The sequence below is a fragment of the Serratia sp. UGAL515B_01 genome, assembly GCF_033095805.1.
Taxonomy (GTDB): Bacteria; Pseudomonadota; Gammaproteobacteria; order Enterobacterales; family Enterobacteriaceae; genus Chania.
On record NZ_CP109901.1, the window covers coordinates 1124823 to 1151815 of the forward strand.

Annotated in this window: 22 protein-coding genes; 8 read left to right on the forward strand and 14 right to left on the reverse strand. The window is 48.4% G+C overall.

Annotation, left to right across the window (positions count from 1 at the left end):
• Positions 1 to 393: 393 nt before the first annotated feature.
• The 3 genes from OK023_RS05280 to rhtA form a co-directional block, all read right to left on the reverse strand.
• Positions 394 to 1359, reverse strand: a complete 966-nt coding sequence (locus tag OK023_RS05280; protein ID WP_317695585.1) for a diguanylate cyclase — start codon at positions 1357 to 1359, stop codon at positions 394 to 396.
• Positions 1343 to 5827, reverse strand: coding sequence for a CHASE domain-containing protein (locus tag OK023_RS05285; RefSeq protein WP_317695587.1), 4485 nt, complete (start codon positions 5825 to 5827; stop codon positions 1343 to 1345). Before OK023_RS05285 ends, OK023_RS05280 begins: the two co-directional genes overlap by 17 nt.
• A gap of 371 nt (positions 5828 to 6198) precedes the next feature.
• Entirely contained in the window at positions 6199 to 7092 is an 894-nt protein-coding gene (gene rhtA, locus OK023_RS05290; protein WP_317695589.1) for a threonine/homoserine exporter RhtA, read from the reverse strand.
• Between the two features lie 833 nt (positions 7093 to 7925).
• On the opposite strand from rhtA, the gene ompX reads away from it, so the two are divergent.
• Positions 7926 to 8444, forward strand: coding sequence for an outer membrane protein OmpX (gene ompX, locus OK023_RS05295; RefSeq protein ID WP_317695591.1), 519 nt, complete (start codon positions 7926 to 7928; stop codon positions 8442 to 8444).
• A gap of 314 nt (positions 8445 to 8758) precedes the next feature.
• Here ompX and OK023_RS05300 read toward each other — a convergent pair whose 3' ends face one another.
• The 5 genes from OK023_RS05300 to ltnD all read right to left on the reverse strand — a co-directional run bounded on the left by OK023_RS05300 (position 8759) and on the right by ltnD (position 13834).
• Complete coding sequence (locus OK023_RS05300; protein WP_317695593.1) at positions 8759 to 10129, reverse strand: GntP family transporter; 1371 nt, start codon at positions 10127 to 10129, stop codon at positions 8759 to 8761.
• Between the two features lie 101 nt (positions 10130 to 10230).
• Positions 10231 to 11007 (reverse strand): HPr family phosphocarrier protein, encoded by a 777-nt coding sequence (locus tag OK023_RS05305; RefSeq protein ID WP_317695595.1) that lies wholly within the window; start codon positions 11005 to 11007, stop codon positions 10231 to 10233.
• Between the two features lie 3 nt (positions 11008 to 11010).
• On the reverse strand, positions 11011 to 11634 hold the full coding sequence (locus OK023_RS05310; RefSeq protein WP_317697504.1) for an aldolase: 624 nt from the start codon (positions 11632 to 11634) through the stop codon (positions 11011 to 11013).
• A 23-nt stretch (positions 11635 to 11657) separates the two neighbouring features.
• A complete protein-coding gene (otnK, locus tag OK023_RS05315; protein WP_317695597.1) occupies positions 11658 to 12920 on the reverse strand; it encodes a 3-oxo-tetronate kinase in 1263 nt (420 codons plus the stop codon).
• Positions 12920 to 13834 carry an L-threonate dehydrogenase gene (gene ltnD / locus OK023_RS05320; protein ID WP_317695601.1) on the reverse strand — a complete coding sequence of 305 codons (915 nt, stop codon included), beginning with the start codon at positions 13832 to 13834 and terminating at the stop codon, positions 12920 to 12922. The genes otnK and ltnD overlap by 1 nt, the downstream gene beginning before the upstream one ends.
• A gap of 246 nt (positions 13835 to 14080) precedes the next feature.
• On the opposite strand from ltnD, the gene ygbI reads away from it, so the two are divergent.
• Complete coding sequence (gene ygbI, locus OK023_RS05325) at positions 14081 to 14845, forward strand: DNA-binding transcriptional repressor YgbI (RefSeq protein WP_317695604.1); 765 nt, start codon at positions 14081 to 14083, stop codon at positions 14843 to 14845.
• Between the two features lie 157 nt (positions 14846 to 15002).
• Here the strand turns inward: ygbI and OK023_RS05330 are convergent, their stop codons facing one another.
• A complete protein-coding gene (locus OK023_RS05330) occupies positions 15003 to 16469 on the reverse strand; it encodes a HAMP domain-containing sensor histidine kinase (protein ID WP_317695606.1) in 1467 nt (488 codons plus the stop codon).
• Between the two features lie 3 nt (positions 16470 to 16472).
• Entirely contained in the window at positions 16473 to 17186 is a 714-nt protein-coding gene (locus OK023_RS05335; protein WP_317695608.1) for a response regulator transcription factor, read from the reverse strand.
• Between the two features lie 151 nt (positions 17187 to 17337).
• Between OK023_RS05335 and OK023_RS05340 the strand changes: the two genes are divergently transcribed.
• The 4 genes from OK023_RS05340 to OK023_RS05355 all read left to right on the forward strand — a co-directional run bounded on the left by OK023_RS05340 (position 17338) and on the right by OK023_RS05355 (position 19593).
• Positions 17338 to 17949 (forward strand): cytochrome b/b6 domain-containing protein, encoded by a 612-nt coding sequence (locus OK023_RS05340; RefSeq protein WP_317695610.1) that lies wholly within the window; start codon positions 17338 to 17340, stop codon positions 17947 to 17949.
• Positions 17950 to 17959: 10 nt separating this feature from the next.
• A complete protein-coding gene (locus tag OK023_RS05345) occupies positions 17960 to 18748 on the forward strand; it encodes a molybdopterin-dependent oxidoreductase (RefSeq protein ID WP_317695612.1) in 789 nt (262 codons plus the stop codon).
• 108 nt (positions 18749 to 18856) lie between these two features.
• On the forward strand, positions 18857 to 19222 hold the full coding sequence (locus OK023_RS05350) for a pentapeptide MXKDX repeat protein (RefSeq protein WP_317695615.1): 366 nt from the start codon (positions 18857 to 18859) through the stop codon (positions 19220 to 19222).
• A 122-nt stretch (positions 19223 to 19344) separates the two neighbouring features.
• The gene (locus tag OK023_RS05355; protein WP_317695618.1) at positions 19345 to 19593 is read left to right on the forward strand and encodes a DUF1471 domain-containing protein; all 249 of its coding nucleotides are present in this window, start codon (positions 19345 to 19347) and stop codon (positions 19591 to 19593) included.
• A 96-nt stretch (positions 19594 to 19689) separates the two neighbouring features.
• Here OK023_RS05355 and OK023_RS05360 read toward each other — a convergent pair whose 3' ends face one another.
• Positions 19690 to 19866 (reverse strand): hypothetical protein, encoded by a 177-nt coding sequence (locus OK023_RS05360; protein ID WP_317697851.1) that lies wholly within the window; start codon positions 19864 to 19866, stop codon positions 19690 to 19692.
• A 357-nt stretch (positions 19867 to 20223) separates the two neighbouring features.
• Positions 20224 to 20685: a helix-turn-helix domain-containing protein gene (locus OK023_RS05365; RefSeq protein WP_317695620.1), complete on the reverse strand. Its 462-nt coding sequence runs from the start codon at positions 20683 to 20685 to the stop codon at positions 20224 to 20226.
• 324 nt (positions 20686 to 21009) lie between these two features.
• Here OK023_RS05365 and OK023_RS05370 point away from each other — a divergent pair, with 324 nt between their 5' ends.
• On the forward strand, positions 21010 to 22602 hold the full coding sequence (locus OK023_RS05370) for an ABC-F family ATPase (protein ID WP_317695622.1): 1593 nt from the start codon (positions 21010 to 21012) through the stop codon (positions 22600 to 22602).
• A gap of 37 nt (positions 22603 to 22639) precedes the next feature.
• Here OK023_RS05370 and moeB read toward each other — a convergent pair whose 3' ends face one another.
• Positions 22640 to 23446: a molybdopterin-synthase adenylyltransferase MoeB gene (gene moeB, locus OK023_RS05375; protein WP_317695624.1), complete on the reverse strand. Its 807-nt coding sequence runs from the start codon at positions 23444 to 23446 to the stop codon at positions 22640 to 22642.
• Between the two features lie 2 nt (positions 23447 to 23448).
• A complete protein-coding gene (gene moeA / locus OK023_RS05380; RefSeq protein ID WP_317695626.1) occupies positions 23449 to 24687 on the reverse strand; it encodes a molybdopterin molybdotransferase MoeA in 1239 nt (412 codons plus the stop codon).
• A 421-nt stretch (positions 24688 to 25108) separates the two neighbouring features.
• On the opposite strand from moeA, the gene OK023_RS05385 reads away from it, so the two are divergent.
• Positions 25109 to 26986 (forward strand): dipeptide ABC transporter ATP-binding protein, encoded by a 1878-nt coding sequence (locus tag OK023_RS05385; protein ID WP_317695629.1) that lies wholly within the window; start codon positions 25109 to 25111, stop codon positions 26984 to 26986.
• Positions 26987 to 26993 lie beyond the last annotated feature (7 nt).

Consider the following 26993-nt stretch of genomic DNA (forward strand, 5'->3'; position numbering starts at 1 on the left):
TTTTTTATGTTGCATTTTGGCCATGAAAAAATCATGCCAATTTCACAACCATTATTAAAACAGAGGATTACGATATGGTCTGGTAGCCAGAAGTCCAGTAATCGTTACTATGCACCATAATAAGGCCCCAAAGTGGTGTAATTGAGTCATTATGGTGCAATGCATTATTTTTAACTAAAAAATACGTTAGTAACAACCGAAAATTAACGTATTTTTATTTGCATTGATACCTAATCCTAACCTTTTATCTTTAATCAAGCGGCACCTGGTGCAAGTCTATTTGCACTACTTGGAGAAAAAATCTAGGAAAATAACGGTTTTAACGCATCAATATGGCTGTAGCCCGAAAGGGCTGAAATGACTCTGACACAGTAGCAATGAAAAATATAAAGCCTAATATTTTTCTAACCAGGTACCGTAGGTTTGATTTTTGCCATTCGCTTTTGCCTTATAAAGCTGTGAGTCTGCCTCTAACAGGAAATCGGCAAGTTCTCCAGGGCTTTCAGTCCCCCGGCAACAAACTCCCAGGCTAATACTGACAAAGGGTGATGCTGAGGAGTCCGCATGCGCGATCGCCTGTTTTATGACCTGTAATCTTATTGATTCAGCAACCGCCATTGCACCGTTCAATTCAGTATTGGGAAGTAAACAGGCAAATTCCTCGCCACCATAGCGTGCAACTAAATCTGTTGGGCGTTTGAGCGCATTATTGATAGTTTTTGCAACCAGCCGTAAACAGTCGTCTCCTGCGAGGTGGCCGTATAAGTCATTATATTTTTTGAAAGAATCGACATCAATGATGATCAGGCTAAGGGGAGTGTTATCACGGTTTGCACGTTGCCATTCTTGGTTTAGTCGGACATCAAAATAGCGCCGATTATGTACCTCGGTTAATCCATCCAAATAGACTAATTGGCGTAGCAAATCCGATTGAGCCTTCAGCAGCAGATGTGTGCGGACTCGTGCTCTGACGGTATTCCTGTTGATAGGTTTGCTGATAAAATCGACAGCACCCTCGTTAAAACAGCGAGTCTCAGTCTCTTCATCAACATGTGCCGTGACGAAGATAACAGGAATATCCTTGGTTTCGGAAAGCACTTTGAGTTGTGCACATACTTCATACCCACTGATATCAGGCATTTCAATGTCAAGCAAAATCAGATCCGGCTTCTGCTTGAGACAGACGTCCAGAGCTTGCGCCCCATTCGTTGCCATACAAACATGATGATCGGCAGAAAATGCTTGGTATAGCATCTGAATATTAATAGGTTGGTCATCAACAAGAAGCAGTTTGGGTTTCTTTAAACTTGGTAAAAGCTCAGTAGGGTCCTGATCGAGAGAATTATTGTTCGTCATCATTTTTATCTCTTTGGATTGAGGTGCTTCCCTGCAACGCTTGGGCGATCTGGATCGCTGAAGCGAAGTCTAATCGATTGATCGCATGACTCAACGGGGTTAATTCCTTACTAAATTGGTGGCCTAATGTCATCTGCAATTGATCTATAACTTCCAATGCCGTCATATCTGAGTTTTGTAACAGCAATATCAATGCATTCAGAGCAGAAGCAATAGATTGTGTATCCTTGGCCTTTACGGATTGGGTACTGATAGCGTTGCCTTGCATATTTTGGCTCAATGTTATCATCCCTGCGCGTACTGACTGTACTTGATCTTTTATCTTACTCAGTAAACTGTCTATGACTTCTGGCATGGGGAGTGGTGCACTGTTTAATAATTTCTCACCTTCAGCGGCAATTTGCGATAAATGAATCGCACCAAACTGTGCCGAAAGCCCCCTTATGGTATGCAGCATACGTGATGCCGCTAACCAATCAGATTGTTCAACAAATGCGTCTATTTGCTCAGGGAAATCACCCAGTTCTGCCACAAACAGCGACGCCATTTTCTGATATAGCGCAATATCACCCTCTAATCGGTTAAGAGCTGATTCCAACTCAATACCGGCGGCGGCTGCCGTTTTTTTCCATTCCTCTGGTAACCCTGAGGAATGGACCTGGTTAGTGGCGATGACAATATCGGATTGGTTGCTGTATTTCCGAATGACGCGGATCAGGTTTTTTAGTTCGAAAGGCTTACCCACATGATCATTCATCCCGGCAGCCAGGCAGTCCTCGCGATCGGAGGCCATCGCATTAGCGGTCATGGCGATAATCGGTAAATCAACTAATTTTAGCGAGTTACGAATATACTGCGTAGCGCTTAAACCATCCATGACAGGCATCTGTAAGTCCATCAGTACCACGTCAAACGACTTAGGGGTGGCCTGTAGAATGTCAATCGCTTCTTGACCATGGTTGGCGATTTGAACAATCGCGCCTTCATCTTCCAATAACTCACGGGCAATTTGTTGATTATTCACGTTATCTTCGGCAACCAATAGTCTGATACCCGACAATTGGTGCGAAGCACTATCCCGTTTGGGCTGAGGATTTTCGGTTTGTTTACCTTCGCTTAAGGCGTCGGTGACTGAGTCCAGTAACATGGAAGCTGTAATAGGCTTTACCAGATAACCATCAAGCAATGCCTGATCTTCTTCGCTGCGCTGTAACAACATTTCGCGATCGTGGGCGGTAATCATAACAATCATCGGTACCATACCTTCCGGCATGAGTTCACGTACTGATTTACTGGTTTGCCAACCGTCCAAGCCTGGCATTTGCCAATCAATAAATAGCGCTCCGTAAATAATTCCCTGTTCGCGCTGCTGTTTTATCAACTGCAGTGCTTCATTACCACTGGTGGCTGCATCAACGGTCCAATTTAGGGATTCCCCCATACGCTTGATCAAATCGCAAGCTGTTGGATTATCATCAACCACTAATACGCGTAGATCATTTAATGCTTGAGTTGTCCTGACAGCCGGAGACTCGACAACCTCATTTTCAATAGGGGAGTTTGCAGGAACGGCCAGAGTAATAGTGAAATGAAAAAGGCTACCATGACCAACCTGGCTTTCTAACTCTAGAGTGCCTCCCATCAAACTCACAAAACGCTGACTGATAACCAAACCTAACCCTGAACCACCGAAGCGGCGGCTAATAGAAGCTTCCGCTTGCGTAAACCCACTGAAAATACGCTCCTGATGTTCAGGTGCGATCCCGATACCTGTATCGCGCACACCGAATTTTAAGGTTACGTGCTGTTTGTCTTGTTTAATCACCTTAATAAACAGTATGACCTCACCCTGTTCGGTAAATTTCAGTGCATTACCCCCAAGGTTAATTAATATTTGTTGCAATCGCATACTGTCACCCTCAACAAATGAGGGTAATTGCGGGTCGATATCAAATAAGACCTCAACGTTTTTAACTCTGAGGTTACTGGATAAGATAACCGACAGATCGCGTAGCATGACATGAATATCAAATGGAATACATTCCAATACCATTTTACCTGATTCTATTTTAGAAAAATCTAATATGTCATTAAGAAGGCGTAATAATGTTCGGGCAGCCGCCTCAATTTTGATTGCGTAATCGCCTTGTTTATTATTAAGACCTGTTTTTCTTAATAATGTCATCATACCCAGAACAGCGTTCATTGGAGTGCGTAACTCGTGGCTCATCGTAGCCAGAAATGCAGATTTGGCATTATTAGCCTCTTCTGCCGCTAGCCTGGCCGCACGCAATGTATTTTCGTCTTCGCGTTGTTGGGTAATGTCACGATTGATCCCCATCATCAAAACAGGTTTGTCATTCTCATCCCGTTCAACCATTCCGGCAGATTGAATAAAACGAACTTTATTGTTGATGATGACCCTAAATATTTGACGGTAAACATCTCCCTTTTCCAACGCTGTGTTTAAAACTTGTTCCACTTCATGGCGGTCTTCGGGATGCAGTAAATCATACCAATAGCTCTGAGGGAGAGGAACGTTTCTTAACTCTGCCGGTAGGGCATAGATGTCATTCATTCGCTCGTCGAAAGAGAGCGTACCGTCAGGAAGATTCCAGGACCAGATCCCAAGTTCTGCAACATCTGCTGCACGGACTAACTGGTTGCGGGCGATGAGCAAGCTGGCTTGCTGATTTTTGCTGGCCGTAATATCAATTTGAATAGAGATATACCGTTCTATTTCTCCAGCGCTGTTTTTAAAAGGTGCAACTGTGGTGTCCACCCAGTAAAGAAGGCCATTTTTCGCTTTATTACAGACCTCACCGCGCCAAGAAATTCCGTTGGAGATATCATTCCACATAGACTGCCAGAAATCAGCAGAGTGAGCCTGAGACTCTAACAACCGATAGCTTTGGCCTATCAACTCTTCTCGCGTATAGCCACTAATATAACAGAATTTATCATTAACTTCTGTTATTCGGCCGTTACTGTCTGCAGTACAAATAATAGCGTGTAGATTAAGTGTGCTAAGCAAAGCGTTATTTTCGCGCAAAGCTGTTTCGAGCCGTTGATAGGTAGATTTGCGCTCGCTAATGTCTGACTCAATTGCCATGAATCCGATGAGTTCTTTTTTATCGTTGTAACGTGGTTGAATTTCCAGTTCAATCCAATATTCACGACCTGATTTAGAAAGGTTCAATATCTCACCAGAAAATGACTCACCAGCATCTAGTGCATTCCGCATCGTGTCTATGGTGTTTATTTCAGTATTGGCACATTGCAGTAATTGCCCAGGTGACTTACCAAGCACTTCATCTTTACCGTAGCCCGTAATACGCTCAAAGCCTTCATTAACCCAGACGATATGACGCTTTGCATCTGTTATAATAACGGCATTTGAAGTTTTTTTAGCCACTAATGCCAGACGTTCAAGGTCCGCTGTCATATTATGTGCCAACACTTCTGCGCGATATCGTCCATTTATTTGTTGACGCAGTAATAATGCCAATGCTGCACTGAGCACAAAACCAAAAGCAAACAGTATCCATGAAATATAGCGATTTGTTAATGTTTCGAAATCTGGAGTGCTACTCACGCGTAGGGTCATTTCACGCCCTGGCAAGGGTAATATGCTGGTACTTTGAAATATTCGCGAGCCTAGCGTTTTGCCTTCCTGTGGCTTAACATTCGCATTTTTACTGTTCTCAGCATCGAAAATCAAATGTTGTAAAGACAAATTTTGCGTATTGTCAAAAAGTTCGATATTCACTCGGCCATTAGTAAACTCTGGAATATCACGTAATAAGTCGGCAATCACGATGGGTGAATAGAGCAACCCCACTAATGATGTTTGCCGTTCAGTGGGGGTGGTAGGATTGGTGCCATGTGCGTAGACAGGCAAATAAAGTAAAACACCGGGCGTTGCGCGATTATCCTGTACCAAACTTATCGTGTCTGACAGAGTGGCTTGGCCGGTATTAATCGCCAATAAAGCTGAAGTGCGGCGGGCCGCTTCAGAACCGATATCAAGCCCTTCCGTACCCTGATTATTTTCACTAGGCTCAAGATATCTAATAATATAGAGATCGTCATGAACCTTATTATTAAACTGTTGGATAGTAAATTCTGGCGCACCATCAGCTCTCACTTCGGCAAGAAACGCATCCAGATTATTGCGCTGAACATGTTGGATAAAGCCAAAACCGCGCACTCCAGGAAACTTGGCCTGTAAGTCATGAGATGCGACATAAGCACGAAATTGCTCACGATTTAAATGGTTATTTGTGGCATAAGCACCTTTCGCACCATCCAAACCGTATACGGGTTGAGAAAAGCGCCTGATAATCTCATCGGAAATCCTTTCAACGTTACGCTGAAACTCAGCCTTGGCTCTTAGTTCAATTTCGCTATGTAACCGCCAAGCACCGTAGCCAGAAAACATCACCCCAACAATAAATAGGAGTATTGGCAAAAAACTTACTTGCTTGGAATGATATTTATTCCAAGAAGAGGGTGACTTTTGAGTGATATTACTCTCATTAGGCTGTGGAACAGTCATATAGGCTCACGATTACTCTTATCAACGATACTCAAGCATAGACGGATTTTTCATATGGTGCAGTTAGGCTTATGGGGGGTAATACAGCCTAGTTGTTACATGCAAACAGCAACAGCACGTCAAATCTGCTGGGAACCGATTCTAATACCACCAAGCTGCACCCCAAAGGTGAAATCACAAGGATGCGATTTCTAATAGTGTTAAACGCTGCTGCAGCTTGAATGGCGACGAATTATAGATAACACAGAATGCGAGTTTTGGGATGTAGCTCTCAGGTATGGGGTTCAAGCTTGCGGAAGACTCTCTATTTTGGGTTTGGGTTTAATGGTCAAGGTCGCGCCGATTGAGGCCATGATAATAGCCGACAAAGCCATCCACTGTATGCCGCTGAGATGTTCATTGAGGAAAATCATGCCGGAAAGTGCAGCCAGAGCGGGTTCCAGGCTCATCAGCGTGCCAAAGGTTCGTGCTGGAATTTTCGGCAATGCAATAATTTCCAGTGAATATGGCAGTGCGGTAGAGAGAATAGCGACACCTAATGCCAATGGTAAGATATCTGCATTCAGCAGCGCACTACCAGTTTGCCAGGCGCCAATTGGGCAAAATACAATCGCAGCGATTAATGACCCTACTGCTACTGTTCCCGGCCCATGATCCCCACCCGCCCTCTGGCCGAAAATAATATAAATCGCCCAGCATGCGCCAGCGCCCAATGCATAGACAGCCCCTAATGAGTCGATACTACCGATCCCTTCGCCAAGAGGTAGAAGAAAAAATAAACCCATTATTGCCAGAGCTACCCAAAGGAAATCTACAGGACGGCGTGAAGAAAACATTGCCACAGCCAGTGGGCCGGTGAATTCAAGAGCAACAGCGATACCAAGCGGCAGTGTACGTAATGAGAGATAAAAGAGGTAGTTCATCGCTCCGAGTGACAGGCCATAAATCAATAATGGCAGACGGTTGCCAGCGGCAAAATGCATTCGCCAAGGACGAAAAATAATAAACAATATCAAAGTACCGATCCCCAAACGCAGGGTCGTGATCCCTTCTGCGCCGATGAGCGGAAACAGGCTTTTGGCCAGAGAAGCACCACTCTGGATTGAGATCATCGCCACGATCAGTAAACACACGGGCACTAGCGTAGCAGAGGTTTTAGTTTTTAAAGACAAAGACATCCATTCAGGCCTTATCGATCCCCGCAGCGGGGAATATTAATGAAAAGAGACATTAGGCTGTGTCCCTCAATCGCCGGTGGTTCCATCGCCGCCCCAAAAGCCCATTATCAAGGCGGAGGGGGAAGGGCAGCTCTCTGTTCAAGCCCGACAACACAGAGAATAGGCTTTTGGGCCGTGATCCTACGGGCTGGGGACATTGGCGTGCATTACTGCGTTGTTCGCCGCTTATTGGGCCACCCAACCTCGCGGCTCACGCCTTGCTCTGCGCGCAAATGACCGCCAGCGGCGCTCGCGTACAATTGATGTATACAGCCTAGTTAGTACCTATCTTAGGCTATTTCAACGGTTATTTGGGTCTTGGGTTGCATTATGTCAAAGGCTTTAGCTTTTGAACGCTTGAAGAGAGAACGAAGCGATACTACCTGTACGCGATGGTTTCTGAGCGCTGTCCTTATCTAGCAAGCTGCCTGCACCAATAACGCCTATTTAGGATAGGCTCAAAGTGTAAATGAATTGATGGCAAGGTTTTGACCAAAAACACATCTAACGTTGAGTTTGTTAAATTTTTGCACAAAGATTGCTCTAATAGACAAAGATTCTGCTTTTTGAGACTTATCTGCATACAGTAAAAGTGATTTTTGTCACAAAAAAGAGTAGGCTGAGGACGAGAATATAATAAAATTGGTTCGATTAATTGTTCTGGTAATTTAAAATTGCACGATGTGAAAATTTATTTTCTTACCGGAAAAGCAGTTATTGAGGCTGGTTTTGTTATGTTGTCGGCGCATCAAAAAGTTGATGTACTTTTATAATAAATCGCGTTTGAGGTGGTTATGAAAAAATTTGTACGTCTTTCCGCAGTTGCAGCTTGTGTATTAGCTGTTACCGCAGGTAGCGCATTTGCTGGTGAGAGCACAGTATCCGGTGGCTATGCGATGGGTGATTTCCAAGGTGTTGTCAACAAAGCCGAAGGTTTCAACCTGAAATACCGCTACGAATTCGACAACAACCCGTTGGGTGTGATTGGTTCTTTCACCTATCTGACAAAGAACGGTTCTGATAACGGGTTCTACAGCAAAGCACAATACAGCGGAATTACCGCTGGTCCTGCTTACCGCATCAACGACTGGGCAAGCATCTACGGTGTGATCGGCCTCGGCTACGGCAAATTTACGACGAGCAATCAAGGTGTCTTGAATAACAGCAGCAACGACGATTATGGTTTCAGCTATGGTGCTGGCCTGCAGTTTAATCCGATGCAGCAGGTTGCATTTGATGTAGGCTACGAGCAGAGCCGTATCCGCAGTGTTGATGTTGGCACTTGGAACGTTGGCGTAGGTTACCGCTTCTAATATTCAGTACTGTGCCGTTGTTTTTGACTGCCATACTCGAAAATTAGACTGCTGACAAAGCCAGATATCAAGGAGAGTGTACCCTCGGTACGTTAAGCCTAAAAAATCACTTTGTCGTCAAACTTAAAATCCGCCTTATCTTGGCGGATTTTTTTCGTCTGAAAAAAGAGTGAGTGACTCTCACTAAATAGGTGTTCTTAATACCGCTACACATCACGCTTTTGGCTGGTGAGAATGACGAGGAACGCCGACAGCCGTGCCCCCTTCCTTGGGGACTTGTATCGTACATCCATATGTCTACGTTACACTAAAAGTCAGACAGCCAGCCATAACAACCAGGTGAACAGAAAACCACTCAGGCCGAGTACAGTGGTCAACACAGTCCAAGTTTTCAGGCCGTCAGCGACAGAAAGGCCAAGGTATTTGGTCACTATCCAGAAACCAGAATCATTAACGTGAGATAAACCTAATCCACCAAAACAGGTAGCGAGCGTTACCAATACCAATTGCATTTGATTAAGGCCAGTGACCGCTTCGGAAAGTAACCCGCCAGTTGTCAGGATTGCCACGGTGGCGGACCCTTGTGATGCACGGAGTGCCAGTGAGATAAAAAATGCCGCGGGAATGAGCGGTAGACCAATCGTCGTTAGCACATCCGCCAGCGCTTTACCCACGCCCGACTCCACCAGTACTTTACCAAATACCCCGCCTGCGCCGGTTACCAGGATCACTACGGCTGCTGTAGGCAATGCAGCTCCCATCACATCGCTGGTGTGTTGCAGACTCCAGCCACGGCGGATCGCCAGAAAATAGAAGGCCAGTAACAAAGCAATCATCAGAGCGACAGCGGGAGAACCGATGAGCGCCAAGGTATCGCGTAGCACTGAACCAGGCTCCAACAAGGTCGCTGAAACGGTGCCGAGCATAATAATCGCGATAGGAATAACAATCAGTGCAGCGATCAACCCTGCACTCGGTGGGTTAATCCGATCGCTCAGGTGGGCTTTACCTTCGGAGGCCGGTTCTGGTGATGCCAGCTGCAACTGTTCCAATACCTCAATGGAGAGAGGGTAAGTCTTGCGGTTGAGGTATTTTGCTGCGAAGTAACCGATAACCCCTACGGGTAAACAAATAGCCAGACCGATGATGGTCAGCCAACCAATATCTGCACTCAGTAGTCCTGCGGCAGCTACCGGGCCAGGATGTGGTGGCAGGGCAACGTGCACGGTCAGCATCACACCTGCCATAGGAAGGCCAAATTTCAATGGGGACACTTTTGCCACTTTGGCAAAGCCATAGATGATCGGTGCTAGGATGATAAAGCCGACGTCAAAGAATACCGGAATACCAAGGATAAATGCGGCGCTCGTCAGTGCGGCAATAGTACGCTTGGGCCCTAGCGCAACACTGAAACGCTGTGCTAAAGACTCTGCACCGCCTGAATGTTCGATCATTCTCCCCAACATAGCGCCAAGGCCGATGATAATAGTCACAGAGCCAAGTACGCCGCCCATCCCGGCGGTCATAACTTTCATGACCTCTCCTGTCGGGATGCCGCTCGCTAGCGCTACCAACAGGCTGACGACCAGTAGAGCAACGAAGGGCTGAACTTTCGCCTTGATCACCATCAGCAGAAGCAACACCACCCCTAACAGGGCAATGATAAGAAGCATAGAAGTAGACATGGTATAGCCTTTATTCAGTTAAGCGTTTGGCACCGCGATCGCCCAAAGGCGATACGGGTGCGTTTAGTTTTGATATTTTTACTGGTGTTGGTGCAGCGTTATTACAGGTAGGGTTTCACCCAACCCAGTCCCGCAGACGTTTCGCCACGGGGTTTATATTCACAGCCTATCCATCCCTGATAACCTATTTTGTCCAGCAGAGCGAAGAGCCACGGGTAATTCAGTTCGCCGTCGTCAGGTTCGCTGCGATCGGGCACCGAGGCTATCTGGATATGGGCGTAGCGCCCGGCGAGTGACTTGAGTAAATGACTGATGTTGCCATCCACCAACTGGGCGTGGAAAAAATCGAACTGGATGAACACATTTGAACGTTCGATGGCCGTAACCAGTTCTGCCGCCTGATGCTGGCTTGAAAACAGATAGTTGGGCTTCACCTGCGGGCTGAGTGCTTCGATCATCACCTTGATACCGTGGTGGGCAAAGGTATCAGCAGCGTATCGAAGATTGGTGATGAAGGTTTCCCGGTAACGGGCAATATCTTCACCGGGTGGCACAACGCCAGCCATCACGTGAACATTGGGGCATTGCAGAGCAATGGCATATTCCAAGGCACGGTCAATATCTGCACGCGCTTCCTGTTCGCGGCCCGGTATTGCCGCCAACCCCCACTCGCCATCGCTGACGTTGCCGGGTGCGGTATTGAATAGCACCTGCTGCAAATTGTTTTGCCGAAGCTTTTCAGCTAACAGATCCGCGGAATAGTCATAGGGAAATAAAAATTCTACCGCACTAAATCCAGCCGCAGCAGCGGCCGAAAAACGCTCCAAAAACGGCAGTTCGGTGAACATCATTGATAAATTGGCAGCAAATTTAGGCATTGTTCAGCTCCGTAACTCGGCAATTTCATCTTCGGTTAAATAGCGAATAGGGCGGTCACCGAGGGTAAAAATCAGCTTGGCCGCATCTTCCATTTCTTCAGTGTTGTTCGCGGCTTCGCGCAAACTCTCGCCAGTGACAACCGGCCCGTGATTAGCGAGCAGAAAGGCTTTATAAGCAGGGGCGAGTTTAGCCAGATCCTCCGCCAGCCGAGGATCGCCTGGGCGATAGTAAGGCACCACAGGTATCTGTCCGACGCGCATCACCACATAAGGAGTGAACGGCTTGATGGCATTTTCCGTATCCAGCCCCTGTAGGCAGGAGAGTGCGGTGAGATAAGTACAATGCAGGTGGACTACCGCTTTGCAAGCCGGGTTGTGTTGGTAAAGCGCACGGTGAAAACTGACCTCTTTCGAAGGTTTATCACCAGAGATCCATTCGCCGCTCAGCGTCACCTTCGACAGCCTATCTGCCTGTAATTCGCCAAGGCAGGAACCGGTCGGGGTGGCTAACAGCGTGCCATCCGGGAGCAACAGCGAAAGGTTGCCTGCTGAACCGGTCGCGTAGCCGCGTTGAAAAAAAGAGGCACCCAAACTTACCATCTCTTCTCTAGCCTGCCATTCGGCAATTTGGTGTTGTTCAGCGGTCATTGTCATACAGGGAACTCCGTTTGTGCTCTGGCAAAGAAGTTCTCATCGCCGAAATTACCCGATTTCAAGGCCAGTGATACAGGTTGCTCGAGGGCTCGTACCCAAGGGACACCAGGAGAAATGCATGGTCCAATGTGGAAACCACGGATCCCTAGTGCCTGCGTTACCACGCCCGATGTTTCACCGCCAGCAACAATAAAGCGGCTGAAACCCAACTGTTGCAAACGTTCGGCAACTTCTGCAAACAGAGACTCCACCGCCATGCTGGCGGCTTCAGTGCCATATTGCTGCTGAGTTTGTTGCAGGTTTTGTAGATCGGCAGTGGCATACAGCAGGGGAGCTAACAATTCACCCGAATGTTGTGCTACCCAGGCACTCAGCTCGGCGGCGTAGGCGCTGCGTTCGTTTGCATTGATGCAGCGTGCCACATCGATGCTTTGCGCTGACGCCTGCTGGCGATAACGTGCAACCTGCTTGTTGGTCATGAGTGAGCAGGAACCGGATAGCACCACGGCTTTGTCACCTTGTGGTGCTCCGGCAGCCTGCGCTTTCTTTCCCCCCGCTTGCGCCCATTGACGCGCAATACCTATCGCCAATCCGGAACCCCCGGTGACCAGTTTCATGGTTTTTAATGCTTCGCCCTGAGTGAGCAGGTGCTGTTCATTGAGGGTATCCAATACTACGTATCGCACACCCTGCTGTGCTAATTGCTGAAGTTTTTCCTGCACTGCGCCAGCACCGCGATCCATCTCCGCAGCATTAACCAGCCCGCAACGCCCAGATGCTTGTGCCTCCATCAACCGTAACAGATTGCTGTCTTTCATTGGCGTGACCGGGTGATTACGCATACCCGATTCTGACAGTAACTGATCCATGACGAACAGATAGCCTTGATATACCGTGCGTCCATTAACCGGCAGTGCGGGCGAGATCACCGTTTGATGTTCGCCTAGAGCGTTGAGCAGGGCATCAGTGACGGGGCCGATATTGCCTTTGGCGGTGCTGTCGAAGGTGGAGCAATATTTAAAGTAGAACTGGCGGCACCCCTGACGCTGTAGCCATGCAAGAGCCTGTAATGATTGCTCTACTGCTTGCTCGACAGGGCAGGAGCGTGATTTCAGGCTGATTACGACTGCCTGCGCATCCACTAGAGCGTCGTCTTGCGGTACGCCATTGAGTTGCACCGTCGGTAAACCGTTTTCCACCAGGAAACTGGCGATATCGGTGGCACCGGTAAAATCGTCTGCAATTACGCCGAGCAGCATTATGCGTTCTCCTTACTTTTAGGCAGGTCGATACCAGCGAAAATCTTGATGACGGCACTATCATCTTCTTTGCCATAACCTGCGTTACTGGCCGAGGTAAACATATTGAATGCAGTAGAGGCTAGCGGCAGAGGGAAGTGCAGCGCTTTGGCCGTATCGGCAACTAACCCAAGATCCTTGACGAAGATATCGACGGCAGATTTTGGTGTGTAATCCCCGTCGACCACATGACGCATACGGTTTTCAAACATCCAAGAATTACCTGCTGCGTGGGTAACAACGTCGTACATGACGTCTAATGGGATACCGGCGCGTGCGGCCAGTGCCATCGCTTCTGCGCCTGCAGCAATGTGAACGCCAGCCAGCAATTGGTGAATGATTTTGACCGTTGCTCCCAAACCTATCTCTTCGCCAATGCGGTAAACTTTACCGGCTACGGCATCCAAGACCGGCTGCAACTGTGCGAAGGTGCTCTCACTTCCTGAAGCCATCACTGTCATTTCACCCTCTGCGGCCTTGGCGGCACCACCTGAAACGGGGGCATCCAACATGGGCAGGTTATATGCCTTCAGTTTTAGTTCGATCTCTTTGGCGTCGGCAGCGGAGATGGTGGAAGAGACCATAACAGGGGTATTGGTTTTTAACCGTGCAGCCAAGCCGTTATCCCCGAAGAGAATGGTTTTCACCTGTGCTGCATTGACCACTAACAGCACCACGGCATCCAGCTCGCCGGCAAAGCTATCAGCGCTGGTAGCAGCCTGTTTAGCGCCTGCTTGTTTAAGCGTGGCTAACGCTTGTGGATTGAGATCGATACCGTAAGTAGTCAACCCTGCTTTGATACAGGATTTTGCAGCACCCATGCCCATCGAGCCTAAACCGACGATACAAACTGAATAGTTTTCTGATTGTGTCATGATGTCCGCCTGTTAATTTTAGTGATTATTTGTTTTGTTGTGTTAAATATAAGCGTTTACAGCCATTTATTTGGTGATCGTCTTCACATATTTTAACAATTAAGGTTTTAAGTAAACTGCCTGTAATCTATTAATTATTTGTTTTTTATGTATATTTATAATTGTGTAATTTAAGAACGACTCTTTCATTGCACGAAAATTGACGTAAAATCACAGTTATTATCATTATGTTATAGAGAGGGGCCTGTGATACCTGTTGAGCGTCACCAACAAATTTTGGCACTGGTGTCTGAACGCGGTGTGATCAGTATTGCTGAATTGACAGAAAGGTTAGGGGTATCCCATATGACCATTCGGCGCGATCTGCAAAAGCTGGAAGAGCAGGGGGCGGTACTGACCGTCTCTGGCGGTGTGCAGTCAGCCGAACGTATCGCTATTGAGCCATCGCATCAGGACAAAGAGGGGATGTTCAGCCAGCAGAAAGAGGCTATTGGGCGTCTGGCTGCGCAACAGGTCCCTGCTCATAGCTGCATCTATCTGGATGCAGGGACGACGACGCTGGCACTGGCTCGACACATTGCTGAGCGTTCCGATATCACTGTCGTAACCAACGACTTTGTGATCGCGGCATATTTGCTTGAACGCAGCCAGTGCAAGTTGATCCACACCGGGGGAACAGTATGCCGTGAAAACCGCTCCTGTGTCGGTGCGGCTGCGGCTCATGCGTTGCGTAATTTGTTTATCGATCTGGCATTTATCTCCGCTTCTTCCTGGAGCATGCGAGGGTTATCAACCCCCAACGAGGATAAGGTGGGGGTTAAAAAAGCCATTGTTGAAGCCAGCCGCCGTTGTATTTTGCTAAGTGATACTTCTAAATACGGCAAGGTAGCGACTTATCTGGCGCTGCCAATCTCGGTATTTGATGTGATTATTACGGATGAAAACCTGCCGGAAACGGCTAGAGAGACGATTATGCAGGCAAACATCTCGTTACTCACTGCGTTGATATAAGTCTTTTTCTATAAAATAGACCTTGGATGGTAGGTGGTGTCCATTTAAATTCCCCCAGCCTCGTGAGCCGTATTCCAAAAGCTCGGATGAACGGATACCGGGCTTGATGGCTGGTTTTTAGCTCTGCGCCGCGACTACTGCAATTAAAGAACACAGCTTAATAGACGGGAACCGAAAAACGGAAACAGGCTCCGGCCTGCGCTTGCTCCACCAGCGTGATATCGCTGCCGTGCAACTGCAGAATACGTTTCACAATCATCAGACCTAATCCTCCTGCATGGCGACGCGCATTGTTCAGAATTGATGGGCGTATAAACAGACCTGAACGCAATTCCTGCGGAATGCCAGGCCCGGTATCATTTACCTGTACCATTACTTTATTTTCTTGTGGCCAAAGATGAACTTCGATCTCGCCACCTTGTGGCGTGTGGCGGATAGCGTTATCCAGCAGATTGGTGAGTACCCGCTCTATCATACTGAGATCGGCATTCACCAACGGCAGCCCAGATTGTATATCGGCATGCAGCCGCTGCTGGCGCGCAACGGTAGCTAATTCGAATTTTTGGAACACATCCTGCACGAGTTCACTAAGCGAGAAAGCTTCCTTCTGGGGTTTTACCACGCCGTATTCCAGCCGTGCCAGTTCGAATAATTCCTGAGCCAATCGGCCCACCTTAAGGCTTTGTGCCAGGGCGATCTCCAGATAACGCTGGCGGTCGGTTTCTGTCATGCTGGATGATTTCACCGAGAGCGTTTCCAGATAACCGTGCAGCGAGGTTAGTGGGGTGCGCAAATCATGAGAAATATTGGCGATAAACTCACGGCGCTGTTGATCCTGCTGTGAAAGCGTCTGCCACTGCTCGGCAATACGTTGTGCCATGCTACGGAATGCTTGTTGCAATAGGCTTACTTCATCGCGACGATTACTGTCTAGTGGGGCATTAGCATAGGCTTGCAGGGCGACGATACCATTACTGTCCAGCGCCACGACCTGTTGAGTCAGCCGGCGTATCGGGCGAGTAACCCAGCGAAAAGCAAAAATGCCCGCCACCAAACCAAATAGCACCACTAATCCCATTGACCACAGTGCCGAGTAGATCGCAGAGTTGGCCTGTGCGCTATTGGCTAATACCGCGTAGTTTTCCCCCAGTAAAACAACATAAACATAACCTTCGATTTCATCATTTACTTTTAGCGGGGCAACGCTGAATACTTTCCCGGTATTTTTGTCGCGGGGGTCGTCACCATAGATTGGCATTTTCTCCCCTGTGAGTAAGGCGTGTATCGGTGACAGATCGACCTTCTGGCGTTTCAGACGCCCGGGTGGTGCCGCATTACCGACAATATTGCCTTGCTTGTCCAGCAGGTAAACTTCTACGCTCGGATTTACCGCCATTAATTGGCTGAAGAGAGTATTAACAGACTCATTATTCCAGCCTTTCTGACTCAGTAACGGGTTGCTGATGGCGATGTGTTTTGCCAGATTTGCGGAAAGCCGCTGGATCACCGCTTGGCTATATTGTGTGCTGCTGCGCACCTGCAGCACGCCGGAGATGGTGCAACACATCAGCAGGAGTAGAACAAAAACTAAAGTCAGACGTTGTGTTAGTGTGAGATTTTTCATGATTCACTCTTGCGGCGAAGCGGCGAATTTATACCCCAAACCCCACACGGTGAGTATGTGCTCAGGCTCCGCAGGGTTGCGTTCAATTTTGATCCGCAGGCGGTTGATATGGGTATTAACGGTATGTTCATACCCCTCGTGCTGATAACCCCAGACCTGATTTAATAAGCTTAAGCGGGAAAAAACCTTACCAGGGTGACGTGCAAAAAAGTAGAGTAGATCAAACTCTCGTGGTGTGAGTTCTACGGGGTGTTGGTTTAGAAAAACTTCACGCGCGATAGGATCGATGGTCAGCCCATCAAAATTTAATGTTCCTGCGTCCATACGCAGGTTACGCGTCATCGCTTCTTGGCGTCTGAACAGCGCTTTGACCCGTGCGACCAGCTCAAGCATAGAGAAAGGTTTGGCAAGATAATCGTCAGCACCTAATTCAAGGCCCAATACCCGATGAATTTCGCTGGATCGGGCACTGGTGATGATGATCGGCGTATAACGTGCCATGCTGCGGGCGCGGCGGCATATCTCAAGGCCATCAATGCCCGGTAACATCAGATCGAGTATCAACGCATCCCATCCACCCTGTTCCAGCATTGCCATGCCAAGCTCCCCATCGGCAGCGTGACTGATGTCGTATCCTTCATCGCGAAGATGTAGCTGCAAGAGTTCAGCGATATTACTGTCGTCCTCAACGATCAAGATTCGTTTTGCCATGTTCATTATTCCCACCGCGATTGACTGGCCTTGCTTAAGTCTACACAACCCCTACCTGCCGAGTTATCACATTTTATTTAACTTTGCGTGAGGCCTTCGGGAACTGATTGCACTAATACTTGAAGGGTGCAAATTATTATGGTCAAGGAGAGAAGTGATGAGCATGTCCATGACGCCAGAAAAATCGGTAGTGATTCATCCGCTTTGGCTCAGGATCACACACTGGTTAAATGCCCTGGCCATGTTGATCATGGTGACCAGTGGTTGGCGTATTTATAACGCTTCACCCCTGTTTAACTTTAGATTTATGAACGAACTCACGCTCGGTGGATGGTTGGGTGGCGCATTGCAATGGCACTTTGCGGGGATGTGGTTGTTTGGTATCAATGGCCTGCTCTATCTGTTGGTCAATCTGTGCAGTGGCCGCTTTAAACGCAAATTTTGGCCCCTTAGCCCGCGACAGTTTTTTGCCGATATGTGGGCGGCGTTGCGTGGCAAATTACAACATGCTGATTTACGTCATTACAACATGGTGCAACGGGGTATGTATCTGTTCGTCATTGTCGCCAGCATCATGATGGTTGTTTCCGGCCTGGTGATGTGGAAGTCAGTGCAATTTCCGCTGCTGCGTACTCTGCTGGGGGGCTATGAAACTGCGCGTTATATCCACTTTTTTGCCATGACGGCTTTGGTTGGATTTGTGGCGATACATTTAATCATGGTGGCCTTGGTGCCGAGGACTTTGCTTGCCATGTTGCGTGGTCGATGAGGAGACGTTGATGAAATCGGAAAAGCAACCCATAAGTCTGAGCGAAAGCCAGGATATCGTGAAGGAAGCACAGCGTTTGCTTGCTAGCCAACTGGCATCCTCATCACGCCGCCGCTTTTTACGCAATGGCTTGACATTAGGCGGGATCACCATGCTCACCGGTTGTGATCTGAGTGACAACACCCATGTGGAGCAGGCATTGAACCGTATTTCACGCTTTAACGATCGGGTACAAGGCTGGCTATTCAATGCCGATCATTTGGCGCCCGTATACCCGGAATCAATGATCACTCGGCCTTTCCCGTTCAACGCATTTTATAGTGAGGAGGAGGCACCCGATATCAATGGTGATGATTATAGGTTGGAGGTGGCAGGGTTAGTGTTGCATAAGCAGCCCTGGACGCTAGCACAATTACACCAAATGACCCAGATCAGTCAGGTTACACGCCATATCTGCGTTGAGGGCTGGAGTGCAATCGGTAAATGGGGGGGCGTACCGTTTGCTGCTTTCCTGCGAGCTATTGGTGCAGATCTGAATGCCCGTTATATCAGTTTCAGGTGTGCTGATGATTATTACACTAGTATTGATATGGCCACTGCACTGCATCCGCAAACCATTATGGCACTGACTTACGACGGACAAATTCTACCGCGTAAGTATGGTTACCCAATGAAGCTGCGTATGCCGACCAAGCTTGGCTACAAGAATCCGAAACATATTCAAGCCATCGAGGTGACTAATCATTTCTCCGGCGGTTACTGGGAAGACCAAGGTTATAACTGGTTCGGCGGCAGTTAACTGCTGTTGAACAATATCAGGCTGTGTCCCTTAATAGAATCGTGATGGCGAATTAAGGGACAGAGCTTACGGCACGCTTAGTGCCTTTCAATAAGAGAAGGAAAAACCATGAAAAAGTTATTTGCAATGATGATGTGTAGTGCTCTGATGTTGGGTGTTACAGGAGCCCATGCGGCAGACAGCATGAGCCAAGACGCGATGAAAAAAGACGATATGGGGCAAATGTCCCATGAGGGGATGGCCAAAGATGGCATGAAAAAAGATCACATGGGCAAGGATGCAATGAAGCATGACGGTATGGATAAAAAGCACATGGGCAAGGATGCAATGAAGCATGACGGTATGGATAAAGAGCACATGGGTAAGGATGCGATGAAACATGACGGTATGGATAAAGAGCACATGGGTAAGGATGCGATGAAACATGACGGCATGAAGAAAGACTCGATGGCTAAAGATAGCATGAGTCAATAATCAGGCGTTATCACCAATAGTAATCACTTTTTGTGATTATCAAAACTAGGCTGTGTTCCTCAATTGCCCGTTGTGCCACCTCAGGCTCAATTAAGGGATAGAGCCTAATAAGAGAGGTTATCATGAAAAATATCATGTTATTCTTAGTGCTTACTTGCGCCACAAATGCAGCTTTTGCCGCAACGCCAGTGACAGCTGCGGCGGCTCAAGGGCTACAAAAAATCGGGGCAGTCTCATCTCAAGCAACAACATTGGATGATTTTGAACGCATGATTGTGGCAGATGCTCAACGTCATGGAGCCACTGCTTACCGTATTACTTCGGTTACTGTTAATAACCAGGTTTATGGCACAGCAGAATTGTACAAATAATCAGAGAGTAGGGCATGTGGGACAAAATACGGTGTGAAAAGGGCAGGGGGTGTTCCCCCGCCCTTTGATTTTGTCATTATCTATACTTGTTATATTTCACGTTTCTGGGTGTTGACTGTATTCGTTATTTGGCCTGGTGCTAGCCCCTTCAGTTCTGCCTGCTGGCAGGTTTGCCAGAGCAAGGCCGGAGCCGATGGCATGAATGGCGAGTGAACCACTTTCGATAACGCCGGTAGCTGCCTTGCTAAGAGACCGAAGGCGTTTCAGGTGCATATTGGCACCGAAGACAGAATCAGCAAAGGATGAAAGGTCAGACTGACGGGCTCCCAGATTAACGTCCCGAGTGCATTCTAAAATCAAATGTTAAAATTGAAACATGAGGGGATGCCTGAGGTTACTGAACGGTAATGATTTAATGCCAATTAAAAGCGGCGCCTCAATTTACGCGGGGTATATACTATCGCCAACCAGACTAATACCCTCACTTTTCCAATCAAGGCTCGCTATTACCAAACCAGATCGAAAATAAAAGGCGGGAAGCTAAAGTCTATTGCGACCTTCACCCTCGAGTACAATTAAGTCAGTTTTCTAGTATGGGGTAATGAGGGTCAGTAGCTTGGATTCTTCAGCTTATTGCCCCTGGCCGGTCCAAACTGCACAGTTTTCGTCCAAACACTTGCGGTTGTAGAGTAAGTGTAAGCCTGGTGAACCATGGCGATAACCGAGCAAGGGAATAATGCTTGGTGTTTTTTGGCTAGTTGCATCTTGCCGCGCACTGCGGCGATAGACAGCGGGTGTTTTACCAAACTGCTTTTTAAATGCCCGTGAAAATGAAGGCTGGGAATCAAAGCGGAACTGCAGAGCTATGTCTAGAATGGAACGTTGGGAAGCACGTAGCGCGTGTGCTGCTTTCGACAGGCGGCGTTCACGAATGTAGCTGCCAAGAGCATAGCCGGTCGTGCTGCGAAACATACGTTGTAGGTGCCATTTGGAGTAACCTGACTTCGCCGCCACATTATCCAGCAGCAACGGCTGCTCAAGGTGTATCTCGATCCAGTCCAGCAAGTCATGAATGATATTGGTGCGATCCATTGTTTGAATTCTCCGGCAGTTGCGTCATTCAGTTTACAATAAATGGAGTGATAATAATCCAAGAATGTTCTTTGATAATAGGCTTGTATGGCAGGTTACGCAAGCGTTAACTTGGTTAGCTGAGGTCTTAAATAGACAGAGTAAAAACGTAACTTTAGTGCTTTTATGCTGACCGGGGAAGATCAGAGTGTGGCTGTCGAGTTGGCACCAATTAGGTATTTTACGATTGTTTAAAAAACAACCAAAAATCTCTGCGATCTCTTACTGCCGTTATGGCATAATGCGCGCCAAATCACATTCCTAACGAAATTAAGAGCGAGCGCTGTGTTAAGCACTAACAACATTACTATGCAGTTCGGCAGTAAGCCGCTGTTTGAAAACATCTCAGTCAAGTTTGGTGGCGGTAACCGCTATGGTTTGATCGGCGCTAACGGCTGCGGTAAATCTACCTTTATGAAAATTCTGGGTGGCGATCTGGTACCGAGTGCCGGTAACGTCTTCCTGGATCCTAACGAGCGTTTGGGTAAATTGCGTCAGGATCAGTTTGCCTTTGAACAGTTCAGCGTGCTCGACACGGTGATCATGGGCCATACCGAGCTATGGGCGGTGAAGGAAGAGCGCGATCGCATCTATGCTTTGGCAGAGATGAGCGAAGAGGACGGCTATAAAGTGGCCGATCTTGAGGTTGCTTATGGCGAGATGGACGGTTATACCGCAGAAGCTCGTGCCGGTGAACTGCTGCTTGGTGTTGGCATCCCGGTAGAACAGCACTATGGCCCGATGAGCGAGATCGCACCCGGCTTCAAACTGCGTGTTCTGTTGGCACAGGCGCTGTTCTCCGATCCTGAAATTCTGCTGCTCGACGAACCGACTAACAACCTGGACATCGATACCATCCGCTGGTTGGAACAGGTACTGAACGAACGTAACAGTACTATGATTATCATTTCGCACGACCGTCACTTCCTCAATATGGTCTGTACTCATATGGCGGATCTGGACTACGGCGAACTGCGAGTGTATCCGGGTAACTATGACGAGTATATGACGGCTGCAACCCAGGCGCGTGAGCGTCTGATGGCTGATAACGCCAAGAAGAAAGCTCAGATCAACGAACTCCAGTCCTTCGTCAGCCGTTTTAGCGCCAACGCGTCTAAATCCAAGCAGGCGACTTCACGCGCCCGTCAGATCGACAAGATCCAATTGGAAGAGGTGAAAGCCTCTAGCCGTCAGAACCCGTTCATCCGTTTTGAACAGGACAAGAAACTGTTCCGCAACGCTCTTGAAGTTGAAGCGCTTACCAAAGGTTTCGATAGTGGTCCACTGTTCAGCAAGCTCAACCTGATGGTTGAAGTTGGCGAAAAAATCGCTATTTTGGGTGCCAACGGTATCGGTAAATCAACGTTACTGAAAACATTGGTGGGTGACCTGGAGCCAGATAACGGCAGCGTCAAATGGTCTGAAAACGCCAAGATCGGCTATTACGCACAAGATCACGAATATGAGTTCGATGATACGCTGACCGTTTTCGACTGGATGAGCCAGTGGAAGCAGGAAAAAGACGATGAGCAGGCAGTTCGCAGCGTCTTAGGGCGTTTGTTATTCAGCCAAGACGATATTAAAAAACGCGTTAAAGTGCTCTCTGGTGGTGAGAAAGGCCGTATGCTGTTCGGTAAACTGATGATGCAGCGTCCAAATATTCTGATTATGGATGAGCCAACCAACCACATGGATATGGAATCCATCGAGTCGTTGAACATGGCATTGGAAATGTACGAAGGGACGCTGATCTTTGTTTCTCATGACCGTGAATTTGTCAGTTCATTGGCGACTCGCATTTTGGAGATCACCCCGAACAAAGTGATCGACTTTACTGGCAACTACGAAGACTACCTGCGTAGCCAGGGTATTCAATGATCCTCAGGCCCTCTCCCATGTGGGGAGGGCCGGTATCTCATCGCGTTAGCGTATCAATGTCCTTCGGGAATGGGCCTTGGTGAGAGAGGGCAGGTTTGCTACACACTTCACAGTGTGCATCTTTCGGCAGTTTCATTTCGCGAAACTGCATGCTCATGGCATCAAACATCAGCAGTTTACCCACCAGCGGTTGGCCATAATCGGTCAGTAATTTAATGGCTTCGATTGCCTGCAGACTGCCAATAGTACCGACCAACGGTGCCATTACGCCAGCTTCGACACAGGTAAGCGTATTCTCACCGAACAGCCTGCTCAAACATCGATAACAGGGTTCCTCTGGCTGATAGGTAAACACACTTAATTGGCCTTCCATGCGAATAGCGGCCCCTGAAACCAGTGGTTTAGGTTGTGCATGGCAGAGGCGGTTTAGCCTCTCGCGTGTAATAACATTATCGGTGCAGTCCAATATGACGTCACAGGTTGCAATCTGTGCTGCCAGTTGCTCATCATCCAATTGACCATCAACGGTATCGATTTGGATATGCGGATTGATCGCGTTAAGCTCAATGCGTGATGATTCCACTTTCGACATACCAAGACGTGCATCCCGGTGTAGGATCTGCCGTTGCAGATTGGAGAGTGAAACCGTGTCGAAATCAACCAATGTCAGATGGCCGACGCCAGCCGTCGCCAAGTAAGGGGCTGCAGCGCAACCTAAGCCACCAAGCCCGACAATCAGCACGTGCGACGCTTTGAGCTTTTCCTGACCCTCAAAATCAAAGCCGCGCAACACGATCTGGCGGTTATAACGCAGCATCTCCGCATCGGTTAATTCCGGCAGCATATTCAGCTCCTCAGCAGCGAATTGAAAGGTTCGATCTCTACCATCTCCCCCGTAGTCACCGAGGCACGTTCCCGTTCCAGCACAATAAAACAATTGCCCTGGCTATAAGAACTGAACACGTGTGAACCTTGATGACCGGTAGTACTCACCACCAGCTCGCCTTCAGCGTTTCGGCTGAAGATGCCGCGTTGGAAATCGAGGCGGCCTGGTGATTTTTTCAATGGTGTCAGTGCACGAGCTTTAAGACGTGCTGGCAGATGCCACTCTGAATGCCCTGCGAGCTTGGCGAGCAGTGGCTGCACCAATTGGTAAAAAGTCAGTGCTGCAGAAACTGGGTTACCGGGCAGACCACAGAACCAGGCATGTTGAAGTTTACCGAAAGCAAAGGGTTTACCGGGTTTGATTGCCAGCTTCCAGAAGCTAACGTTACCAAGTTCATCGAGCATCTGCTTGGTATAGTCTGCTTCGCCTACAGAGACGCCGCCGCTGCTGATAACCACGTCAGCTTCGCTGTCCGCTTTGAGAAAGGCAGCGCGCAAGGCGGCTTGATCGTCGGGGATAATGCCCAGATCGATGATGTTACAACCCAATTGTTCCAACATCAGTCGCACCGCAAAGCGGTTGGTGTCGTAAATCTGCCCATCTTGCAATGGTTTCCCGATCGGTTGAAGTTCATCTCCGGTAGAAAACAGCGCAACTTTCAGTTTACGTATCACTTGAACATCAGCAACGCCCAGTGATGCCAGCAAAGGGAGCTGTGCTGCACCGAGTTTTACGCCGGCTGTGAGCACGTTGCTTCCTTTGAGAATGTCTTCACCGGGTAAACGGATATTTTGCCCAGAGTGCACGGGGCTATTAAACCGCACACCGGCTTCGCCTACTTCTGCCTGTTCTTGCATAATCACCGCGTCGGCACCAAACGGAATGGGGGCACCGGTCATAATGCGTATGCAGCTATGGGGTGGCCAAATATCGGTAAATGGGGCTCCGGCAAAGGCTTTCCCCGCCACGGGCATGGGCACATTGGCATTCAATTCGGCAATGCGAACCGCATAGCCATCCATTGCTGAGTTAGCAAAGGGAGGTACATTGATGGGGGAAATGACAGGTTCGGCGGTAATACGTCCGGCAGCAAGGGACAGCGCTATGGATTCGCTCTGCTGCAAGGGCGATATCTGCGAAATCATTTTCTCTAGTGCCTGCTCAAGGGAGATAAGGTCAGAAGTATGGCAATGGTCCATAGGGAAAACTCCGTAATCAGCGTGCGCGAATTGTTCGGCAAAGTGCGGCTATTATGGCAGATAACGCCAGAGGGGAGAATGTGCAATGCTTTTTTACCCTTTAGGCTGGCTAGTGCTCTGTGAGCGTGCTTCGAACCTTTGACCTCATGCCTTACATGATATTGAAGTCACTGCCAGTGGTGTTTGCATGGCATTAAGATATAACTTAAGCCTTTACAAGGCATAAAATATTCTAAGTAGGTTATGCTTAATGCCAGTAAGTCGGTTAGTTTATGCTTTACATCAACTGCTGGGCTAAATATAGTCGAAATCATTTTGGCAATCAGCCATCGCTATGCAGGGATGCACCGTGCCCCTTTATTGGTCACTCCGGTATTCCCTTCCATCGGTATCTATCGCTAAATGTTTAACTGGAGCTGTTATGACCGATACCGTCATGTTGTCACAGGCACGGAGCGAATTGTTGTTACCGCCACAGCGTGTATTGGCGGTGAGAAACTTGAGTGTACAATTCCGTCAGGAAGGAGACATTGTTGAAGCGGTTCGTCAGTTGACCTTTGAGGTTGATCGTGGTGAAACTTTGGCGATTGTTGGGGAGTCTGGCTCAGGAAAATCGGTGACCTCTCTGGCCCTGATGCGTTTGGTGGAGCAAGGTGGCGGTGAACTAACCAACGGCACAATGCTTTTTCGCCGTCGCAATGGTCAGATCCTTGATCTGGCTAAGGCCAAACAGAATACTCTGCGTACTTTACGTGGTGCCGATATGGCGATGATCTTTCAGGAACCGATGACTTCGCTGAACCCGGTTTTTCCCGTGGGTGAGCAAATCGCCGAATCGTTACGGTTGCACCAGGGGATGGATCATCGGCACGCCAAACGCGAAGCGTTGAATATGCTTGATCTGGTTCGAATTCCTGAAGCAAAGGAGGTGCTGCAACGTTATCCACACCAGCTTTCTGGGGGGATGCGCCAGAGGGTAATGATCGCTATGGCACTGTCATGCAAGCCAGCGCTATTGATTGCTGATGAGCCTACAACAGCGCTTGATGTGACTATTCAGGCACAAATCTTGCAGTTGATCCGCGTATTACAGCAAGAAATGCAGATGGCGGTGATTTTCATTACCCACGATATGGGGGTTGTCTCAGAGATTGCCGATCGGGTGCTGGTTATGCACCAAGGTAAAAAGGTCGAGCAGGGGAGCGTACGCTCGCTATTCGCTGCACCACAGCAGGCTTATACGAAGGCTCTATTGGCTGCGGTACCGCAGTTGGGGGCAATGGCTGAAAAAGACTTCCCTGCTAAATTCCCTTTGTCTGGGGGCAATGATCAGGAATATCCACAAGATACAATCCCTGCCAGAGCTGCCCCAATTTTGCAGGTAGAAGGTCTGGTGACTCGTTTTGACCTGCGAAGCGGTATCTTTAATCGTGTCACACGCCGCGTTCATGCGGTAGAAAATGTCAGCTTTGAACTCTATCCTGGTGAAACGCTTGGTTTGGTAGGGGAGTCAGGCTGCGGTAAATCCACCACAGGCCGATCATTATTAAAGCTGGTAGATAGCCAACGCGGTACTATCACTTTCGATGGTGAGCAAATCAATACGTTAGAAGGTTCAGCCTTACAGCGTATACGGCGTGATATTCAATTCATCTTTCAAGACCCCTATGCTTCTCTTGACCCTCGTCTGACCGTTGGCTTTTCCATTATGGAGCCGCTGCTGGTGCACAATATTGCCCGGGGTGAGCAAGCTGAAAAACGAGTCGCTTGGCTCTTGGAACGAGTCGGGTTGAAGCCGGAACATGCGCGGCGTTATCCGCACGAATTTTCAGGTGGTCAGCGCCAGCGTATCTGTATTGCCCGTGCGCTGGCACTCAATCCCAAAGTGGTGATTGCTGATGAAGCCGTTTCGGCACTGGATGTCTCTATACAGGCGCAAATAGTTAACCTGCTGCTTGATTTACAGCGTGAGTTGGGTATCGCCTTTCTATTTATTTCTCATGACATGGCAGTGGTAGAGCGAATCAGCCACCGTGTGGCAGTGATGTATCTTGGTCAGATCGTTGAGATTGGTCCACGCCGTGCGGTGTTCGAAAGACCACAGCATCCCTATACCCGTAAGCTGATGGCGGCAGTACCTGTGGTCAATCCTATCCATGTTTACAAGCGTCAGCCACTGCTGGCTGATGAAATTCCCAGCCCGATACGCATGCTGGGTGACGAACCTTTTATCGCACCTTTAGTACAGGTTGGACCGGGACATTTTGTGGCCTACCACTCGATCGCCGGTGCCTTTTAGCCTTGTC

What these genes read in the sequence shown, in the direction of transcription:
- OK023_RS05280 (WP_317695585.1), bottom strand. Translation starts at nt 1,359, where the DNA reads ATGATGACGAACAATAATTCTCTCGATCAGGACCCTACTGAGCTTTTA.
- rhtA (WP_317695589.1), bottom strand. Translation starts at nt 7,092, where the DNA reads ATGTCTTTGTCTTTAAAAACTAAAACCTCTGCTACGCTAGTGCCCGTG.
- ompX (WP_317695591.1), top strand. Translation starts at nt 7,926, where the DNA reads ATGAAAAAATTTGTACGTCTTTCCGCAGTTGCAGCTTGTGTATTAGCT.
- OK023_RS05300 (WP_317695593.1), bottom strand. Translation starts at nt 10,129, where the DNA reads ATGTCTACTTCTATGCTTCTTATCATTGCCCTGTTAGGGGTGGTGTTG.
- OK023_RS05305 (WP_317695595.1), bottom strand. Translation starts at nt 11,007, where the DNA reads ATGCCTAAATTTGCTGCCAATTTATCAATGATGTTCACCGAACTGCCG.
- otnK (WP_317695597.1), bottom strand. Translation starts at nt 12,920, where the DNA reads ATGCTGCTCGGCGTAATTGCAGACGATTTTACCGGTGCCACCGATATC.
- ltnD (WP_317695601.1), bottom strand. Translation starts at nt 13,834, where the DNA reads ATGACACAATCAGAAAACTATTCAGTTTGTATCGTCGGTTTAGGCTCG.
- OK023_RS05330 (WP_317695606.1), bottom strand. Translation starts at nt 16,469, where the DNA reads ATGAAAAATCTCACACTAACACAACGTCTGACTTTAGTTTTTGTTCTA.
- OK023_RS05335 (WP_317695608.1), bottom strand. Translation starts at nt 17,186, where the DNA reads ATGAACATGGCAAAACGAATCTTGATCGTTGAGGACGACAGTAATATC.
- OK023_RS05340 (WP_317695610.1), top strand. Translation starts at nt 17,338, where the DNA reads ATGAGCATGTCCATGACGCCAGAAAAATCGGTAGTGATTCATCCGCTT.
- OK023_RS05345 (WP_317695612.1), top strand. Translation starts at nt 17,960, where the DNA reads ATGAAATCGGAAAAGCAACCCATAAGTCTGAGCGAAAGCCAGGATATC.
- OK023_RS05350 (WP_317695615.1), top strand. Translation starts at nt 18,857, where the DNA reads ATGAAAAAGTTATTTGCAATGATGATGTGTAGTGCTCTGATGTTGGGT.
- OK023_RS05355 (WP_317695618.1), top strand. Translation starts at nt 19,345, where the DNA reads ATGAAAAATATCATGTTATTCTTAGTGCTTACTTGCGCCACAAATGCA.
- OK023_RS05360 (WP_317697851.1), bottom strand. Translation starts at nt 19,866, where the DNA reads ATGCACCTGAAACGCCTTCGGTCTCTTAGCAAGGCAGCTACCGGCGTT.
- OK023_RS05365 (WP_317695620.1), bottom strand. Translation starts at nt 20,685, where the DNA reads ATGGATCGCACCAATATCATTCATGACTTGCTGGACTGGATCGAGATA.
- moeB (WP_317695624.1), bottom strand. Translation starts at nt 23,446, where the DNA reads ATGCTGCCGGAATTAACCGATGCGGAGATGCTGCGTTATAACCGCCAG.
- moeA (WP_317695626.1), bottom strand. Translation starts at nt 24,687, where the DNA reads ATGGACCATTGCCATACTTCTGACCTTATCTCCCTTGAGCAGGCACTA.
- OK023_RS05385 (WP_317695629.1), top strand. Translation starts at nt 25,109, where the DNA reads ATGACCGATACCGTCATGTTGTCACAGGCACGGAGCGAATTGTTGTTA.